At 42.4% G+C, this 19059-nt stretch carries 17 protein-coding genes; 12 read left to right on the top strand and 5 right to left on the bottom strand.

Annotation, left to right across the window (positions count from 1 at the left end):
• Window positions 1-125: 125 nt before the first annotated feature.
• From A0128_RS10685 to A0128_RS10670, 4 genes are all read left to right on the top strand, one after another.
• Window positions 126-3554 carry a SpiroCoCo family coiled-coil protein gene (locus A0128_RS10685; protein ID WP_069607502.1) on the top strand — a complete coding sequence of 1143 codons (3429 nt, stop codon included), beginning with the start codon at window positions 126-128 and terminating at the stop codon, window positions 3552-3554.
• 298 nt (window positions 3555-3852) lie between these two features.
• Window positions 3853-4047, top strand: a complete 195-nt coding sequence (locus A0128_RS10680; protein WP_003008197.1) for a hypothetical protein — start codon at window positions 3853-3855, stop codon at window positions 4045-4047.
• Window positions 4048-4053: 6 nt separating this feature from the next.
• Window positions 4054-4812: a type I methionyl aminopeptidase gene (gene map, locus A0128_RS10675; RefSeq protein WP_069607501.1), complete on the top strand. Its 759-nt coding sequence runs from the start codon at window positions 4054-4056 to the stop codon at window positions 4810-4812.
• Between the two features lie 9 nt (window positions 4813-4821).
• Complete coding sequence (locus A0128_RS10670; protein WP_069607500.1) at window positions 4822-5739, top strand: DUF350 domain-containing protein; 918 nt, start codon at window positions 4822-4824, stop codon at window positions 5737-5739.
• Between the two features lie 9 nt (window positions 5740-5748).
• Here the strand turns inward: A0128_RS10670 and A0128_RS10665 are convergent, their stop codons facing one another.
• A complete protein-coding gene (locus A0128_RS10665) occupies window positions 5749-6144 on the bottom strand; it encodes an LIC_11502 family protein (protein ID WP_069607499.1) in 396 nt (131 codons plus the stop codon).
• Window positions 6145-6164: 20 nt separating this feature from the next.
• On the opposite strand from A0128_RS10665, the gene queG reads away from it, so the two are divergent.
• Window positions 6165-7136 carry a tRNA epoxyqueuosine(34) reductase QueG gene (queG, locus tag A0128_RS10660; RefSeq protein WP_069607498.1) on the top strand — a complete coding sequence of 324 codons (972 nt, stop codon included), beginning with the start codon at window positions 6165-6167 and terminating at the stop codon, window positions 7134-7136.
• Between the two features lie 115 nt (window positions 7137-7251).
• Here the strand turns inward: queG and A0128_RS10655 are convergent, their stop codons facing one another.
• Genes A0128_RS10655 through A0128_RS10645 form a run of 3 tightly spaced genes read right to left on the bottom strand, consistent with a single transcriptional unit; the run spans window position 7252 to window position 9999 of the window.
• A complete protein-coding gene (locus tag A0128_RS10655; protein WP_069607497.1) occupies window positions 7252-7881 on the bottom strand; it encodes a TetR/AcrR family transcriptional regulator in 630 nt (209 codons plus the stop codon).
• Entirely contained in the window at window positions 7874-9436 is a 1563-nt protein-coding gene (locus A0128_RS10650; RefSeq protein ID WP_069607496.1) for an FAD-dependent oxidoreductase, read from the bottom strand. The genes A0128_RS10655 and A0128_RS10650 overlap by 8 nt, the downstream gene beginning before the upstream one ends.
• An 8-nt stretch (window positions 9437-9444) precedes the next feature.
• Window positions 9445-9999, bottom strand: a complete 555-nt coding sequence (locus A0128_RS10645; RefSeq protein ID WP_069607495.1) for a hypothetical protein — start codon at window positions 9997-9999, stop codon at window positions 9445-9447.
• A gap of 332 nt (window positions 10000-10331) precedes the next feature.
• Between A0128_RS10645 and A0128_RS10640 the strand changes: the two genes are divergently transcribed.
• The 7 genes from A0128_RS10640 to rfaD all read left to right on the top strand — a co-directional run bounded on the left by A0128_RS10640 (window position 10332) and on the right by rfaD (window position 18597).
• Complete coding sequence (locus A0128_RS10640; RefSeq protein WP_069607494.1) at window positions 10332-12374, top strand: PAS domain S-box protein; 2043 nt, start codon at window positions 10332-10334, stop codon at window positions 12372-12374.
• Window positions 12371-12739, top strand: coding sequence for a response regulator (locus A0128_RS10635; RefSeq protein WP_069607493.1), 369 nt, complete (start codon window positions 12371-12373; stop codon window positions 12737-12739). Before A0128_RS10640 ends, A0128_RS10635 begins: the two co-directional genes overlap by 4 nt.
• A gap of 63 nt (window positions 12740-12802) precedes the next feature.
• On the top strand, window positions 12803-13633 hold the full coding sequence (locus A0128_RS10630; protein WP_069607492.1) for an oxygen-binding di-iron domain-containing protein: 831 nt from the start codon (window positions 12803-12805) through the stop codon (window positions 13631-13633).
• The gene (locus A0128_RS10625) at window positions 13630-14613 is read left to right on the top strand and encodes an adenylate/guanylate cyclase domain-containing protein (RefSeq protein WP_069607491.1); all 984 of its coding nucleotides are present in this window, start codon (window positions 13630-13632) and stop codon (window positions 14611-14613) included. Before A0128_RS10630 ends, A0128_RS10625 begins: the two co-directional genes overlap by 4 nt.
• A 116-nt stretch (window positions 14614-14729) precedes the next feature.
• The gene (gene mutY, locus A0128_RS10620) at window positions 14730-15857 is read left to right on the top strand and encodes an A/G-specific adenine glycosylase (RefSeq protein WP_069607490.1); all 1128 of its coding nucleotides are present in this window, start codon (window positions 14730-14732) and stop codon (window positions 15855-15857) included.
• On the top strand, window positions 15854-17611 hold the full coding sequence (locus tag A0128_RS10615; protein WP_069607489.1) for a UbiD family decarboxylase: 1758 nt from the start codon (window positions 15854-15856) through the stop codon (window positions 17609-17611). The genes mutY and A0128_RS10615 overlap by 4 nt, the downstream gene beginning before the upstream one ends.
• Window positions 17612-17625: 14 nt before the next feature.
• The gene (gene rfaD / locus A0128_RS10610) at window positions 17626-18597 is read left to right on the top strand and encodes an ADP-glyceromanno-heptose 6-epimerase (RefSeq protein WP_069607488.1); all 972 of its coding nucleotides are present in this window, start codon (window positions 17626-17628) and stop codon (window positions 18595-18597) included.
• 25 nt (window positions 18598-18622) lie between these two features.
• Here the strand turns inward: rfaD and A0128_RS10605 are convergent, their stop codons facing one another.
• Complete coding sequence (locus tag A0128_RS10605; protein ID WP_069607487.1) at window positions 18623-18922, bottom strand: ArsR/SmtB family transcription factor; 300 nt, start codon at window positions 18920-18922, stop codon at window positions 18623-18625.
• Window positions 18923-19059: the final 137 nt, after the last annotated feature.

Raw genomic sequence — 19059 nt, 5'->3', positions numbered from 1 at the left:
TGTTTCAAGGAAAATTTCAGCTCATTTTAGAATTCAATGCTTCGGTTGAAGAAGAGGATCGGAAGAGTTGTAAAGATTCCCGCCTTGCTGATGCAGGTTCTTATGTCTATGGTAAATAAAATTCAATGGGAATAGAATTACTCCTGCCGTTTATAGCCAGTGTAGGAATTACAATCCTACTCAGAAGGCTAGATAAATCCAACTATAAACTCAGTCAAATCAAACGTTTTACTGGAAAAATTCAAGACGAATTGAACGATATCGCTCTTGAAAAAATTCAATCAGTAAAAGACGCAGGAATCGATTTAGAAATCAGCCTCAAACAAACCCGTAAACTCGCAAACGATGTACACGGATTAAACGAAGAATCCAGACAACTCTTAGAATCCATAAAAACAAACCGTGATTTTCTGGATAGCGTCGCGAGAGATTTAAAAGAAGTAGTTCAACTTTCCTCGGACATTAGAGAAGAATCCAACGCGATCCAACAAGGCCTTCTTCGTATGGAATCCGGTAAAAAAGAGATTCAACTTTTGGATCAGAAAATCCTTGATTTGCGTTCGGAAGCCGAAGCGATCCTGGAAGTTTTTTCCGATAAGGTCAATCTTCGTTCCGATGAACTTTTACAATCCCTCGCTTCCAAGATCGTCGAACTGGAAGAATTATTGGAAATCAAAAACGATAAAATCGATCAAGGTCTGAACGCGATCGCATCCAATTACAGAGAAAGTCTGGATTCTCATACTACTTCCTTACTCAGAGAATCGGTGGGAAGAGTGGAACAACTGCGTTCGGAAATCACTTCTCTTTTTGAAACGATTACAAACAAAGAAGAAGATTTGGATTTAAGATCCGAAAAAATGCAGACCGTATTCTTAACCGTAAGCGATAAACTGGAGAGACTGGATTCTCGCGTGGAAGAAAAGGCGGAAGCCGCCGATCGTAAATTAGAGGACATGGCGAGACTTTCCGAAAAATCAGTTCAAGACAAACTGGATCGGATTCTCGAACAAGTCACTCATTCGAAAGAAGCCTTTATCAACGGGGTAAAACTCGAAGTGGATTCTATCCGGAGAGAAATCGAAGGTATGAGCCTCGAGACAATGACTCGAAGAGATGAAATTCTCAACGAAACGAGACGTCAGGCGGAATCGATCAACGAATCCATCCAATTCTTCCAAGAAAAATATCTGGAAGCTGAGAACAAACTTCTCAGACAAGCGGACGCAAGAAAGTCCGAACTTCTTCGCCAGATCGACAACTTTGAAGAAGAGTTTAACCGAATCAGCAGCAATCTCAGAAGCGAATCCGACAGCCTGAAAAAAGATATTTCCATGGGTCTGAAAGAATTTCATTCCGCTCTGGATTCTGCAAGAGACGAGGCAAAAGAAAAGACGATCTCCGGAATCACGTCTCTCAAAGAAAACTTTGATATCGAACTCGCGAAGGTCCACGCGGAAAGATCGGCTCTGATCCAACAAGATCTGGAAGCGGTCAGACAATCCATCGTCACACTAGATAAACAGATTTCGACCCGGATCAAAGACGTGGATTCTTACTTAGGCGATCTTCAATCCGCTATGGAATCCAGCGCCGGAGATCTTCTTTCACAAGTGGAAGGAAAGATCGATCTTCTTTCCGGAACCGTAGACGAAGAAGTCCGTAAAATCGATCAACGATTTGAAAACTTAGGTCGTTATTGGGAAGAAGAATTGGGAACGATTCGTTTAAACACCCAGGATTCCGTTTCTCATCTCCAGGAAAAACTCGGCGGAATTCACGTCGAGGGAAGACAACTCCTGGAAGAATTCAAAAACGAATACAATATTCAAAAAGATAGAATCGAAGAATTTGTTTCCCGTTATAAAACCAACTTTCAAAAAGAAGGGGATTCAGTTTCCGATCGCCTCGGTGATTCTTTGCGTAATATCAAAGAAGAGGGAACTCACATTCTTCAAAATCTTAGGGAAGAATTTTCAGGAACCATCGATAAGATGGAACAGATCGTTAAGAAAAACGAAAAGGTTCTGGAGATCCACGCGGAAAAAGTCCGTAACAACGTAGAATCTAATCTGGAAAATGCGGGAAGAGACGCAGAACGTGTTCTCGATAAACTAAAGAGTTCCGCGGACGACTTTTTTGAAAAACAAGAAGAGAAGATTAGCCGCTTAAACGGTACGATCGACGCAAAAATTTCAAAACAACTCACTTCTCTTATGGATAAGGGTCAGTTGCAACTCGGACAACTCGAGGAAAGAATCAGTAAATACATCCTCGACGTAAAAAAGAATCTGGAAGAATCTCTCAAAGAATCCCGCAAAAACAGCGACGAGCAGATGAAAGGATTCCAGAAAGAACTGCAAAATCAGTTGCGTGAAATGGAATCCGCTTCCGAAGAATTTTTACGTTCCGGCAAAGAAGAATTTAAAGATTCTATGGAAGAATACAAAACTCTTCAGTTGGATCTCAAACGCGACCTCGAAGAGATACGTAACGCGAAAACAAATCTTGTCAACGAAATCCAAGAAGAAGCTGAGACCTTACGTTCTCGCGTCGAAGAAATCACGGATAAGATGGAAGAACTCGGTGAAAAAGCTGAACTCTTTCATAAGGCGAGCGAAGTTGTAGATAGAACCGATATATATATTCAAACAATGGAAGAACTTCTTTCCAAAGCGGACGAAAGAACTCCTTTGTTAAACGAACTCGAAGAAAAACTAGACGAGTTGCAGACTCTAAAACATTCTCTCGTATTGGAAACCGAAGACTTAAAAGTAAGACTCGATGCCCTAACTTCCATCAAGGAATCCTCCGATTCCCTTCGAAAAGAATTCGAGGAATTACAAAGCCGTTCTTCCGATTGGGAAGATACGTTTACGAGACTTCTGGAAGCGGGCGAAAAAGCCCTTGAGATGGAAGAAACCTTCGGGGATCTTACTTCCAGACTGGAAACTCTCGAATCCGTTCGGGAGGAAGTCAAAGGTCTTTTTGACGAAACCGACGCGCACAAAGAGGCTGCAAAAGGACTCACGAATAAACTCTATACCCTCCAAAACGACGTTGAGATTTTGGAAGCGAGAGAAAAAGAAATCGCGGAGACCGTTCGTAAGACAGACGATCGGATCGAATCCTTGTTCCGTAAGAAGGAAGAGATTCGTTCGGTAGAAGCCAAGTTTGAAAAGATAGAAGACTTGATGGTCGATCTATCGGAAAGACACAAACAGATTTCTACTCTGCAACATCGTATGGAAGACTTAAAAGCAGGTGCGGTCGTCGTCAAAGAAGATCTCGAAGGACTTTTGAGCGAAGCCGACGACAAGTTTGAAAAACTTTCCGGCTTTTTAGACGCGGTCGGAGCCGTTACGGAAGGAAACGTTTCTTCCGGTAAGTCAAAAGATTCTTCTAAGGATCATTTGATTCAGAGAAAGAAGGCGACCGTGTTGAATCTCTATCATAACTTTCAATGGCCGGCGGAGACAATCGCTGAAAAATTAAATTTAGAGACGGGACTCGTAAACACGATTCTACAAAGCGAGTCGGCGAAGAAGAAATGAAATATTTCTTGACGTTACTTCGCTTGTCTTCTATGTCTCATTCTGTTTCATTAGAGACAAAAACCCGGACGATTCTAAGTTTAGGATCGTTTCAGATGGGTCTGGTATCATTTTTTTTTAAAACAAAGGTAAGGTCGCAAAGGGGAAAGTTCTAAAAGGTTGTTCTTTTTCCGGGTTTCTGAAAAGAATGCAAACAGGAACCGTTAGCGGAAAGAAAAGACCAACTGGACGACCGTGAACCGGAGCAATATTGAAGATGGCACAAAAGAAGAAAACTAAGACAGAGAGGAAGAACTCAATGGCTGGAAAGAATGTCGAAAAGGAAACCCTGATCGTAACAAGCAAAGTAAAGGCTTATATCAAGTCTAAAGGATTTATGACTTCCGGGGATGCAATTGACGGTTTGAATGAAAAAATTCATCAACTCATCGACGATGCAGTGAAGCGTACTGAATCTAACAAAAGAAGTACGGTTCGCCCGACTGATTTCTAATTCGATTTGATCTTCATTAAGAATAAGAGCGAAATCGAAAAAATGAGAGCGGCTGGGAAACTAGCCGCTAAGCTTTTGGATTATATTTCTTCTTACGTTCAACCCGGAGTTTCGACTCTTCAATTGAACGATCTTTGCGAGGAATTTACTAAAAAGCACGGAGCGAAATCTGCTCCGCTCGGTTATAAGGGATTTCCAAAGTCGGTCTGTACTTCCGTAAATCAAGTTGTATGTCATGGGATTCCCAAGGCGACGGAAGTTTTAAAGGAAGGTGATATCATTAACATCGATGTCACTCCCTTGCTTGATGGATATCACGGAGATTCTTCTCGAACCTTTATCGTCGGTGGAAAGACGAGTCCGGAAATTGCGACCTTGGTTGCGGATACGGAAAGGGCGATGTACATCGGAATCGAACAAGTAAAACCCGGAAACCGAGTTCACGATATCGCGAACGCAATCGATGATTTTCTTACTCCTAAAGGTTACGGAATCGTTCGTGATCTGATGGGGCATGGAATCGGAAGAGGCTTTCACGAAGATCCTCAAATCCCACACTTTCGTCAAAACCGGAAGCTTGCAAAACTAGAACCCGGGATGATTTTTACGATCGAACCAATGGTGAATCTTGGAACCTGGCAAGTAAATTTTTCCAAAGAAGATCATTGGACCGTGACCACAAAGGACAATCAATGGTCGGCTCAGTTCGAGCACACAATTCTTGTCACCGAAAAAGGCTATGAAATTTTAACCGTATCGGGTTAATCTGGTGTCATGGAAACAGTACTTGGTTATCTGAGCAGCTTAGGTAAAGACGCAGTATTCTTCTTAATCAGTTTCGTTCTCTTTTATATCGGTAAAAAAATCAAAGACTGGATTGAACCGGGCGATCTCGATCACGAAATCATCGTAAACAATAACACCGCGGTTTCTTCGGGACTTGCGGGATACTATTTAGGATTGACCTTGATTCTTTTGGTCATCCTTTCCTCACCCGGAACCGATTTTGTTTCGGATTGTTTTCAAGTCTTATTCTACGGACTTTTGGGAATTCTACTTTTAAATCTTTCCTACTTTATCAATGATAAGATCATTTTCAGAACATTCGATTTTAATGAATTGGTTTATTCCGGAAGAAATACCGCAGTCGGAGCCGTCGTATTTGGAAGTAGTATTGCTTCTTCTGTGATCATCGCGGCTTCTCTGAGCGGAGACAGTTCCGCGCTTTCTTTTTCTGTCTGGAAGGAGCTTGGACTTTTAGAGCCGATTCAAAAACTTTTAGACGGAACCGTACTCGGAGTTTTGTTTTTTTCCATCGGTCAAATCGCACTCATTCTATTTACATTCGCTTATCGTAAAATGATTCCGTATTCTCTCGATCTAGAACTGAAAGATCGGGAAAATCTCGCAGCCGGAATTTCCTACAGCGGAGCTTTGATCGCGCTCGGGATCATCATCGCAAGAGCCTTGCATAAGGATCCCGTTTCGATGGAACAAACTCTCTTTCATATATTCTTAGATTTTATTTTGGGACTCATCGTCATTCCGGCGGTAAGACTTCTCACCGATGCGGTGATTCTACCGGGAAGTACTTTGAAGGAAGAAATCAGTCGGGATCAAAATGTGGGAGTTGGACTACTCGAAGCGGTTGTCCTGATCAGTTTTGCGGGAATTCTTTTCTACGCGGTTTAAGAATCGAAATCAATAGATTTCTTTGGATGTATAGAGTTTCCATTCTAAATGATAGACCTTTTGAATTCCGAATTCGAAAGCGTCTTTTAGAATCTTGATTCTTTCTTCGTTTGAAATCCGATCGATAGAACCGACGTCTTTCACCGTATTCAAAATTTCGGAACTCAATTCTCCAAAGATGTATTTATGATTGGTATGAAACGGTTTCAGTTCCCTTTCTTGAAATCCTCGAAGAGCTCCTACGACGGAAGCAAAGACGATTTGTTTTGCGAGTTTTTCTTCCGGAAGCGAAATCAGACGAACCGCTCTCATCACGTCCGAATAAGAAAGAAGGCCGGAATGAGCGGGAAGCAATTCCAGTTCGGTTTTCGGAAATTTAACTTTTTCGGATAATTCTTTTCGCATGCTCTTTCTATACCAAATTTATGATCGAAAGTAAAGAAATAATTTCCGAACTCTCTCCTTTGATCGAAGAATGTGGATTTGACCTCTTTGGAATCTGCGAAGCTGTAATCCCGGAAGAAGATCAAAAGAATATTCTTACTTGGGTGCAAGAGGGAAAACACGGAAAGATGGATTGGTATCCGAAGAATATGGATCTTCGTTTACATTTTAAGAATTTAGGTTTTGAACCTAAATCCGTCATAGCGCTCGGTACACTCTACAACGATCCAGAATATGATATCTTTTGCAAAACGATGTCATTCCGATTTTCCCGGTATGCGATCGGAGAGGACTATCACGAAGTTCTTAGAAAACTTGCAAAACCTTTACTTTCAGAACTGAGAAAGAAATTTCCAAATCACCAATTTCGTCAAGGTGTGGATTCTCTTCCGGTTTCGGAAAAAGTTTTAGCAAGAGAAGCCGGCCTTGGATGGAAAGCGAAGAACACAAATCTCATCCATCCGGAACTCGGATCTTTTTTTTTCATCACCGTGATTCTTACGGATCTTCCAATCTCCGTCGCAAATGTCGCAGTTAAGGATCGATGCGGGACCTGCACTGCGTGTATCGATTCTTGTCCTACGGGAGCTCTCGTTCCGTATCAGATCGACGCGGGGAAATGTATCTCTCATCATACTTTGGAAGATCGTTCTTCGATGATTCCAAACACATTCGGTTGGATCGCGGGCTGCGATATTTGCCAAGACGTTTGTCCTTGGAACGACGTAAAAGCTCGTAAAAAAGGAATCCAAACAAGAAGAGAAGAATTTAAGACACGTTCGATTTTTAAAGAAGATCCGAACTCCATCTTGGATTTGGACGAAAGAGGTTTTGAAAAAACGTTCGGCGACTCCGCAATCTCTCGGATGAATTTTAGCATGTTTCGAAGAAACGTAGAGCTTTCTAAAATCGATATTTCCTCTCGCGAAGAAAATTCGAAAAAAGAACATTAGATTTTTTGCAATCGATATTTGATTCTATTTTTTATTTATTCCGACAAAGGATCCGCTAAAAAAAACCGCTTGCTTCGGACTTTAAGTCCGCAATGACTTAGAATTACGGATGATTCTATTTTCTTTTCGGGGTGTTTCTTGTTTTGGCCTTCGAAGCGGATTCTTGAATTCCATAAAAATCACTCAACATTTCCTGAGCCAAAAGGAGAGATTCTTTTAGGGGAACTTCCTGCGGATCCAGATACCACTGAAGATACAGACCGTCGAAAAGAGCGATGAGAAGGGAAACTTTTAAGATCGATTCTTTCGAATTTGCTTTTCCTAAGTCTAAGTTTTCGGATATTTTTTTTCGAAAGCTTCGATACATTTCGAAAACCATTTTTCGAACGTTCGAATTCGGAGGTTCGTTTAAGATGAGAGTAAAAAAGACTCCGTTGGCCTCCGGGGTCGCTAAAAAGAATTCGGTAAACTTCTCAAAAAGACAGGGAAGCGGAGCTTCCCCTTTTGCAAGACCTTCTCTTACCGATTCTTCGACTTCGAGAAAGAGCGCGTTTACGAGTTCGATCACAAGTCCTTCTCTCGATCCGAAATGCCAGAGGATACTGCTCTTTGCGGTTCCGGAATATTCCGAGAGTCGATCCAAACTCGTATTCATAATTCCATGAATGGTAACAAGATGTCTGAAGTCCGAGAGTAATTTTTCTTTTGTGATCTTTCCTCTCGAAGTACTTCCCGATTTAGCCATGTCTATTCCAAGATTCTAATATTTTTTGACCCGCGACCATACTAAACGCCATGATCGTAAAACTCGGATCGACCGAGGATGAAGTAGGAAACACGGAAGAATCGCTTACGTATAGATTTTTTGTTCCGTGAACCCGATGCGAACTATCGACTACGGATGTTCTTGGATCGGAACCCATTCTACATCCGCCGCCCGGATGAGGAGCCGCCATCAAAGAAGTCACCGGATTGAGAGGAAGCTGATCGATCTTATGCAGTTCCGATTTGGATCGGAGTGTCAGAGATGTAGAATCCGGGATCATCACTTCTTTGGCTCCCGCTTCGAAGTTGAGTAAAACCTGTTTTTTATAAGTATCTCTCATCACTTTTTTTGTGATCGGTCCAAAGGAATAATTTACGCTTCTCCGTTTTCCATTTACGGTGATGTTTCCCAACTCGGTTTCAATGTCGTCGAGCCAAGCGATCGTTCCGCCGAGTTTTGGCAAATTCTTCATATAATGAGTATGTTGTTCTCCAAAACCGGAGATCGTAGCCGCGATGGCTCCCGGTTGAATCTGGTTCGGCATCAACATATATCCGCCTTCGAGATAGTTTCCATTCTGATCGTAACGAGCCAATCTAAATTCTTCCACTCCATACGCCGCTGGAATATTTCTCCACTGAATGATTTCTTCGTCGTAGAGCGCGTGAACAAAAAGAGTCGGATTGATGGATACGAATTCTCCTAAAGCGGGAAGTTTCTTTTTCCATCCGTTTCTAAGTAAGAATGTAGAACTTCCGAATCCTCCCGCTGCGACTACAAAAACTTTTGCGTCCACTTGCAAAGTGATTCCGTTTTCTTTGAGGGTTCTTCGATCTATCACCTTTGCAAGGATTGAGGAAATTCTATCTCCTTCTAAAACGAGTTCCGTTGCTCTACAATCCGCGTAGATATCCACTCCCGCCGAAATCGCCATGGGAATATGAGTTACGAGTTGACTTTGTTTGGCTCCAAAGGCGCAACCCTGCATACAATGTCCGGACTTCTGACAGTTGTTTCTTGCTTGTGGAACTCTTCTTCCTTCCCAACCTAAAGATTGAGAGGCGCTTCGAACGAGTTCATTCATTCGATTGAAAAATTCGTCTTGGGCCGGATGAACGTTGAGTCTTTTTTCCAAAATCGGCCAGAAAGGAGCGAGGTCTTCTTTTGTATGACCTTCTACGCCGTATTTTTGCGCCCAGTGTTGCAGTTTCTCATCGGGAGTTCTATAACTGTCGGCCCAGTAGTGAACGGATGCGCCTCCCACATTGTTTCCATATACGATATTGATCGTTCCGTCTTTCGTAGTGGATAGATTTCTTTCCGCAGAAACCTTAGCGGCCATGTTGAGTTCGTGATTGTCAAAGGTTCCCGTGTGATAGTAGCCTCCTTGTTCGAGCATCACCACTTTCTTTCCTTCCTCCGCGAGTTTTAACGCAAGGGTGGAGCCGCCGCAACCGGTTCCGATGATACAAACATCCGCTTTCACGGTTTGATTTTTATCGATGTGTTTCCATTCGTAAATTTTTCCGGACATGATATCTCCTAGTTCTTCCGAACCTGTGCTTTGTAATAAATTCTGGATTCGCTGAGTTTTTCCGGAAAGTTTCCGAAGGGCCCGTCATAGCCGATTTGATTCCAAGTGCTCTTGTGACCGTAGTAAACGAGCATCACAACCATACGAACGTTCGATACGATGTTGCGAACGAGTTCGGTTTCGGATCGTAACGCGAGATTTAGAAATTCTCTCGCTTCTTCTCGATTGAGTTTGGAAAAACGACTCCAATATCCGAATCGTATGGGAAGAAATTCTAAGATCCAGATGGCCGTATCAAAATCTCCGCTGATGGAAGAATCCACAAAGAAGAGTTCTTCATCCAAACGAGATACAACTTCCGCTTGTTCTATATCCGGAAATCCGTCTTCGTTCGGCAAGACCGCTCTCGCAAACCAAGCGAGGGTTTCTTCCGTGAAGCGGCTGAAGAACAGCCGAGTGGTTCGTTGGGCAGTTTTGAGAACGTAGCCGACCGTTCCGACAAGGACCGCGCTCAAAACCGCCGTAAGAATGAATTTTTTTCTGCTGAGTTTTATTGGATTCATAATTGTACCGATCGGTCAGTACAATTATTGGATCTGTATTTCTTGTAAAGTGAAAAATCGGGTTTTGTATTAAAAATGAAACCATGTGGGATTGGAGGTTTCCGATCCGACTCATAAGAACGGAGTCCGTAAACCTTTTCCCTTTGAGGAAAGAGTGGGATTCGAATTCGAAAACCGGATTCGAGTTTAGAAGAACAAAGCCGTTTCTAAGAGTGAGATCTTTTCGATAGGAGAAAATAACACAGAATTGACTTAAAAAATGATTTTAAAATATCAAATCTTTGATCGAATTTTTTAGTCCTTGAGTGCTTAGAGGGGGCCGTTTTAAAGCCATGAATTCTCGTTTAGGATCTCAGGAAGTGCATCCTCCTATCTTCCACTCCGATAAACACGGAGTCTATTTATCTTCCAATGACGTATTTCAGGCTTTTATAGAATTGGAATCGATTTCAGAAGGAACCGAAATCATCTCCAAATCCGCGTCCGAGATCATCGTAGAATTTGCTAAAAATTCCTTCAAAGATAAACTGATCACTCCCATTCAATTTATGACCGAAGCCGGCTTTATCAAAAGTCGATCCGTCTTCTTTCGAAAAATTTATAAGGACGAAGAAGTTCTCGAAATCGAAGGAGTGATTCTTCCCGAGTTCAATAAAGCTAAAAAGGCCCGGGGAAAAAGAACGATCGCGGTCAACCGTTCGTATCTCATTCGAAACGAGATCACACAATGGATTCTAAAATCCAAATCGGTTCAGGACCTCTATACGGGTGTTTGTCAAATTCTCAAAGCCGAAGAGAATTTCGGATTCGTTTGTTTTGGAACGGTTGAATCTAGGAAAGATATAATATTCCAAGTTTCTTATGCAGGGGATAATCCGTTTATCTTTAAGACCGAAACCGAAGGGATGGATCTGGGTCCGGGGCTTAGGGTGATCAAAACCGGAAAACCTCTGATCGTAGAAGATATCGAGAAAGCTGATGATTTCGGTCATTGGAAAGAGACGTGCGTTCAATTCGGTTATCAATCGATGGGTGTTTTTCCGATTTTTTTGTTAAACGAATTGATATCCGTTCTTTGTATTTTTACCAAAGAAAAACACTATTTCTTAGAGGATGAGGCCGGAATCTATTCCGAGATCGCAAAGGATTTGGCGTTGGGGCTTAAAAACATTCGAGAGAGCGAACAGAGATTTTTGGCAGTCAATGCGTTACGCGAAAGCGACGAACGATTTCAAGCCATCTTTGAAACCGTGGTGGACGCGATCATTATGATCACACCAAAGGGAACGATTATGATGTTTAACGGAGCTGCGGAGAAAATGTTCGGTTATAATTTTACGGAGGTTGTGGGAAAGAATATTAAATTTTTAATGCCCGAGCCGTATCATTCCGAACACGACGACTATCTAAAAAGATACGTGGAAACTCGCGAAAAAAAGATCATCGGAATCGGAAGGGAGGTCGTCGCCCTCAAAAAAGACGGAACAAAATTTCCAGTGGAACTTGCAGTCTCCGAATTTTCCCAAAATCAAAACCAATACTTTGTGGGGGTGATTCGCGATATGACCGCGCGGAAAAATACCGAACACGATTTGAGAGAAAAGACGAGCGCCCTCGAAGAATTGAACCGCAGCCTGGAAGCAAGGGTGGAATCCGAAATCCAAAAACGCAGAGAACAAGAAAAGGCAATGATCGTTCGGTCCAGACTGGCCGATATGGGCGAAATGATAGGGAATATCGCACATCAGTGGAGACAACCCCTCAACGTAATCGCCCTTTGTATACAGGATTTATCATATACTCATTCGGAAGGCGAGCTGGACGAAGAATACATCCTAGATTCCACAAACAAGATTATGGATTTGGTGGAACAGATGTCAAATACCATCGATGATTTTCGTAATTATTTTCGTCCGAATAAAACAAAGGAAAAGTTTTCCTTAAAATCTACGATCCAGAAATCCTTTTCATTGGTTTCCGAAAGTTTAAAAAATCAAAATATTAGAATTTACTTAAATCCTGATGAAGATTACGAAGTATTCGGTTTTCCTAATGAATTTTCCCAAGTAATTCTAAATATAATTGCAAATTCAAGGGATGCGATTATGGAATCTCATCCGGAGGATCCGTCGATTTACGTTGATATTCGTAAGGAAGGAGAAAAAAAAATGGTGATCGTCAGAGACAACGGAGGAGGGATAGAGGCTTCCGTTATGGAAAAACTTTTTCAACCGTATTTTACAACCAAGGATCAGGGAAAGGGAACCGGAATCGGTCTTTATATGTCTAAATCGATCATCGAAAACAATATGGATGGAAAGATCTACGCATACAATTCGGATAAAGGCGCCGTGATGGTTATCGAACTCCCATGAACCCAATCGCATTAAAACTTCTTTATGTAGAAGATGAGGAACTGATTCGAGTAATGATGGTCCGTTTTTTAGAACGTTTTTTAACTTCGGTACGTTCTGCTGAGAATGGAAAAGTGGGTTGGGATATATTCCTTGAGTACCAACCTGACGTCGTAATTACCGATATCAAAATGCCGGTGTTAGACGGAATCGAACTTACAAAAAAAATTAGAGGATACAATTTGAATATTCCGATTGCCGCTATGACTGCCTTCTCAGAACCTGAGATTATCGACGAAGCTCGTAAAGCCGGAGCCACCGAAATTTTTATCAAACCCGTTAACGTGGAAAAGATAAGGGAGCTTCTGCTTACATATGAAAAATAGAATATTTGTAATCCGACATTTGTATTATAACTAAGGTCTTCATGACCGAAAGGAGTCGGTCCCTTGTCTGAAAACGATATAGCTCAAGCGGAAACGCATAAGAATATTCAGAGAGAATTAACTCTCGAAATCGACACCAATTACGCGGTAGAAATTGCGGAAGACATCTACTGGATCGGATTCTACGATCAAAAAGAATCCCTTCACTGTAATCCATACATGATCAAAAACGGTGATAGCACCATTCTGATCGACCCTGGCTCCATTCCCGATTTTCCGGTCGTGGCCAGAAAGGTTTTCTCCCTAGTCGCCCCGAACTCCATAGAAACAATCATCTTACAACACCAGGATCCGGATCTTTGCGCGAACGTTCCGATCTTCGAAGACTTGAGCGGTGATAGCCCGGTTCAGATAGTCGCGGAAACAAGAACCGTCTATCTGATCAAACACTATGGAGTCAAAGGAAGTGTGATTCGGATCGGAGACGAATTGACTTATTTTTCCACTCCAAGCGGAAGAGAACTTCAATTTATCAGCACTCCTTTTGCACATTCTCCGGGAGCGATGATCACATTCGATATCAAGTCGCGGGTTCTTTTTACGAGCGATATTTTGGGAGGTTTAGGAAGGGAATGGTCCCTGTATCACGATTCCAAGGCCTTGGATAATATGAAAACGTTTATGCAGGCTTACATTCCTTCGAATCTCGCTCTGCGTTATGCGCTCTTGAAGATTATGAGCTTTGACGCCGAGGTGATCGCTCCTCAGCACGGACAGATCATTCGTAAGGAACAACTTCCAGCGATCATCGACGAACTCTGGAATCTTCCTTGCGGACTCGATTTGATCAAGGACGATTGGATTCAAAAAGCCAGAAAGGGTGATCTGCGTTGAACGAGTTAGCCGAGTTTGCAAAGAACATCGCGCTTGGAACCCCCGAAGATATCATCCAAAGAGAAGAAGACTATTTTCGCGCCTTAAGCCGGATCGTTCGTTATCGAAATAAGGAAGCCCTCACTCGCGAGATGATGAATCATATCGTCAATAGCGATCGAAACCGAATTCTCGAAGAGAAAAAAAAGGCGGACGTACTTTTACAAAACATTCTTCCGGAATATATGATCGAAGAATTGAAGTTAAAGGGAAAGGTTCGACCGATCCAACACGAGAACGCGGTTGTGATTCTTACAGACTTCGTGGGTTTTTCCGATATCAGCCGTTACATGAGTCCGAACGAACTCTTAAAGGAACTCTCTATCTACTTCGACGAGTTCGAAAAAATCTGTACTCAACATAGAATCGAAAAAGTAAAAACGATCGGAGATGCGTTTCTTGCGGTCGGAGGTCTAGGCGGATACAAGAGGACGGCAAAACTCGATTCTCTTTTGGCTTCTTTGAAGATGATGGATTATACCGAAAGTCGAAAGAAAGAAAGAATGAAAAACGGAGAAGACGCCTGGGGACTTCGGATCGCGATCCACTCGGGAACCTTGATCGCGGGAGTGGTCGGACATACAAAGATCGCATTCGATATCTGGGGTCATACGGTCAACCTTGCTTCTCGAATTGAAAATATCGGAGAACCCGGAAAGATCACTGTCTCTAAATCCGTTTATAACGACGTAAGAGATTACTTCGATTGTTCTTACGTGGGAATGAAAGAATTGAAAGGAGTGGGTCCGCACGATATCTACACGATCGATTCCATCAAAAAGAAGTTGGCCAGTCCCGAGTCGGTTTTAGCCCCGGGCCCGAACTTCAACAAACTCTATCACGCATTGGAAAACGGAAAACATATCATGCTCTTGGATGGGAAATATCATATCTCCAATCCGAGCCGACCAGAAAAACGAAATATCTTGACCAGAGATTAAAAATCGCCGCTTCTTTCGAAACAAAATCGAATGAAATTTAAGAATCCCGGTGAAAACAGGATTTACCTTCGTTTGCCGTACAGTTCCATGTAAAGAAATCGATTTTCTTTACAGCAGTGGAATTCAAAAACAACCCAATCGACCCAAAACTCCTTTCGAAACTGCGAAAATCCTTACTTTCCTGGTTTCAAAAAAACAAAAGAGAACTTCCCTTTAGAATCAATAAGAACGCGTATCGGATCTGGGTGAGCGAAATCATGCTTCAACAGACTCGGGTCGCGGCGATGCTTCCGATCTACGAAACATTCTTAGAAAGATTTCCGGATCCGAACTCCCTCAAAGAAGCTTCGGAAGACGAGGTCATGAAATACTGGAAGGGACTTGGTTATTATTCTCGAGCGCGAAACTTAAAAAAAGGGGCGGGCCTTTTGGTCGAAAAATTTTCGGGGAATTTTCCGAAAGACTACGAAGACGCGCTTTCGATTCCCGGAGTAGGTAGTTATACCGCATCGGCAGTATTATCGATCGCTTATGGAAAACATCACGCCGTTTTAGACGGAAACGTTAAGCGCGTTTTATCCAGACTTTTTTTGATCGAAGAAGATCCTCTTCTCAATTCCACAAATCAACTTTTAGGAAGTCTCGCTCAGGAATTTTTAACTCCGGATTTCGCGGGCGACCACAACGAGGCGATGATGGAACTCGGAGCCTTGGTCTGTGTTCCGATTCCGATTTGTATGTCTTGTCCCCTAATCGATCACTGCGAAGCAAAGGCCGCAGGGAAGGAAAGGGAGATTCCCGTATCTAAATCGGTAGACAACTGGATCGATCTGGATCTGCATTTTTTATTCTTAAGATCTAAGGATCAGATTCTTCTTTTGAAATATTCAGGAAGAAGATTTTTTAAAACGATCTATTCGCTTCCGTTCCGATTGGAAGGAAAACATCCCTACGAAAAGGATTTTATCTCCGAAGAGTTGTTTGAAGAATCCCGTCTGAATACACATCCACATCGTGCAAAACATTCCATCACCAATCATAGAATCCAATTGAAGTTCAGCGACATTCTGGAAGAGGACCGAACTCGAATCGAAAAAATCTTAAACAAAAAACAAGACGTCCTTTTCAAATGGGTTCGAGAAGAGGATCTCAAGGAAGAATTCCCTTCTTCGATTTCAGGAAAGCTGATCAAACTCAAAAATAAAACGATAAAACAACCGGAACTTCCGGTAGGAAAATTATGAAAATCAGATCCACGAGCGACTTTGTAAAAGAACTACAAAAGGAAAAAGAACTTCTCGTCATTGAAGAGGAAGTGGATCCGATCTTAGAATTGGCCGAGATACAAAGACGAGTCGTTGCAAAACGAGGGCCGGCCGTTCTATTTAGAAACGTAAAAGGATCCCGCTTTTCGGTCGCGACCAATCTCTACGGTTCCGAAAAAAGAATGAGAATCGCTTTCGGAGAGGACCCCGTAAAGTTCGTGCAAAAAATTGCATATACGATTCAACACTTTCTTCCTCCGTCGCCGGCAAAGGTTTGGGCATTGCGTCATCTCGCGTTTCAGGCCTTGCGTGTCGGATTAAAAAAAGTTAACTCGGCGCCCGTTCTTGAAAATACATTAGAATCTCTGCATGAACTTCCGACCATAAAATCCTGGCCGAAAGACGGAGGTAATTTTGTTACACTACCTCTGGTTTATACGGAAAGCCCGAAAACTGGAAAGGGAAACCTTGGAATGTATCGGATTCAAATCCACGGACCTCTGGAAACGGGAATGCACATTCAAATCCACAGGGGCGGAGGAAATCACTACTTCGAAGCGGAAAGAGAAGGAAAAGGCTTGCCGGTTCATATCTACGCGGGAGGTCCTCCGGGACTTACGATCGCTGCCGTGGCGCCCCTACCGGAAGAGATCAGCGAACTCATTCTCGCCTCACTGTTATTAGGCGAAAAATTAAAAATTTATAAGAATTCAAACGTGAGTTCGCTTCCGATCGTGGCGGACGCGGACTTTTTGATTTCGGGAATCATTCCACCGAAGATTCGAAAACCCGAAGGACCGTTCGGCGATCACTACGGCTACTACGCGTTAAAACACGACTATCCTATCGTTCAGGTAAAAAATATTTTTCATAGAAAGGACGCGATCTGGCCCGCGACCGTGGTGGGACGTCCTCCTCAAGAGGATCACTGGATCGCCGAATATCTCCAAGATCTATTGTCTCCGATGTTTCCGGTTGTCATGCCTGCGGTAAAAGGGGTTTGGGCCTATGAAGAATCCGGAGTTCATTCTCTCGCAGCTGCGGTCGTTAAGGAACGTTATCAAGGAGAGGCGTTTACGGGAGCGCTTCGAATTTTGGGAGAAGGTCAACTCTCCCTTACAAAGGTATTGCTCGTCACCGATCAAAACGTAGATTTCAAAGACTTTAGAAATACGTTTATTAGCGTATTAGAAAGAATGAATCCGATTACCGACTTGCATATTTTTTCCAATATTTCCCAGGACACCTTGGATTATACGGGGCCGGAAGTAAACAAAGGAAGTAAGGCGATTCTTCTTGGATCCGGTGAAAAGAAAAATTCTCTTAAAACGGGTTTTAAGGGAAAATTCGTAAGTTCTTTTTTTCAAGATCCGATCGTAGCGTATCCCGGAACGTTAGTCGTATCCGGAAAAAAATACAAAAAGAACGACGGGCTTCCCGCAAAACTTCTCAAAGAAAAATGTATTCAAGATTTTTTACTCGTGTTTATCGTGGACGATTCGATCGACGCGACTCGTTCCGATCACGATTTTATCTGGTCGATCTTTACTCGCTTTGAACCGGCGGGAGATATCTACGCGAACACAAAATTAATACGAAATCATCCGGGACTCTATCCTCCGGTCGTAATCGACTGCAGACTCAAGGATTGGTATCCACCTCTAACGGAAGCGGACAGCCAAACCGTGAAAAGGGTAGACGATAGATTTGGTAGACTCTTAGACTCTCTTTAGGAAATTTGAATTCTATGACGAAAAAAAGATGTATAGTCACCGGTGGAGCAGGTCTCATCGGGTCCAATCTCATTGAAGAACTCAACCGCCAAGGAATCAACGACATTCTGGTCGTGGATCATCTTGGAAATTCTTCCAAGTGGAAGAATTTGGTGGGAAAAAAATATTCAGATTATCTGGAAAAGGAACACTTTCTGGATCTCGCGCTTCGATCGAGTCTATTCAAAGATTATGATATTCTTTTTCACTTAGGCGCTTGTTCCTCGACTACGGAAACGGACGCTTCTTATCTGATCGGAAACAATTTCGAGTATACTAAACTTCTCGCGAAGGAATCCCTTAAAAGCGGGGTTCGTTTTGTCTACGCTTCTTCGGCTGCGACCTACGGAGACGGAGCTAACGGATACGACGATAAGGGCGACATTGATGTTTTAAAACCGTTGAATATGTACGGTTATTCCAAACACATGTTCGACCTCTATGCCAAAAAACATTCCTTCTTGGATCGAATCACCGGAATCAAATACTTTAACGTCTTCGGTTACGGAGAAGGGCATAAGGAAGATATGAGGAGTGTGGTTCTAAAGGGTTACGAACAGATCAAAAAGGACGGAAAGATCAAACTTTTCAAATCCTATAAACCAGAATATAAGGACGGAGAACAAAGACGCGATTTTTTATACGCAAAGGACGCGGCTAAAATCACCGCCTATCTCGCGTTTGGTGGTCACGGAGGTCTTTATAATTTGGGAAGAGGGGTCGCTGAAACTTGGAACGATCTTGTCTCGGCCATTTTCGATACTCTCGGCCTTCCTAAAAACATAGAATACACCGAAATGCCGGAAACTCTCAAAGCAAAGTATCAGTATTATACTTGCGCGGATACGACAAAACTGCTCAAAACGGGCTATAACGAAGGATTTACGCTGTTAAAGGATGCAGTGAGAGAGTATGTAACCCTCCTCGATCAAGAAGAGGGTACATAATAGATTTTGAATACGCTTTTGAGAATCAACCGTAGATTTTTACAATCGTACGAATCAGATCCTTGTATTTACCGTCTTTTAAGTAATAGAAGACTTGGTTGGATTCTTTTCTGCTGGAAAGAATTCCGTTGATCTTCATTTTGCTTAGGTGTTGAGAAGCAGCTGATTGGCTGATCCCAAGTAAATCTACAAGTTCGCCTACGCTGTGTTCCTTTTGGGAGAGGAAAAAAAGAATCTGCAAACGGTCTGGGTGTGCGATTCCCTTGATTCCGCGAATTGCTGATTCTAACTGTGTTTTCTTTAATACTGATTTTTCTTTAGACATTGTTTTACTCTTTTTTAGATTTCTAAAAGAAGAAGATGCTTTTCTCTTTAGACTGGATTATTGAATTAAGTTCATGCAGCTTTAGTAAACCATAAAGACTTAATTCAATAAATTACAGTCAATTATATTATAATTTT

Origin of the sequence: Leptospira tipperaryensis (assembly GCF_001729245.1) — a bacterium.
Classification (GTDB): domain Bacteria; phylum Spirochaetota; class Leptospiria; order Leptospirales; family Leptospiraceae; genus Leptospira; species Leptospira tipperaryensis.
The sequence above is the reverse complement of the archived record's forward strand: the minus strand, read 5'-3'. Positions and strand labels throughout refer to the sequence as shown.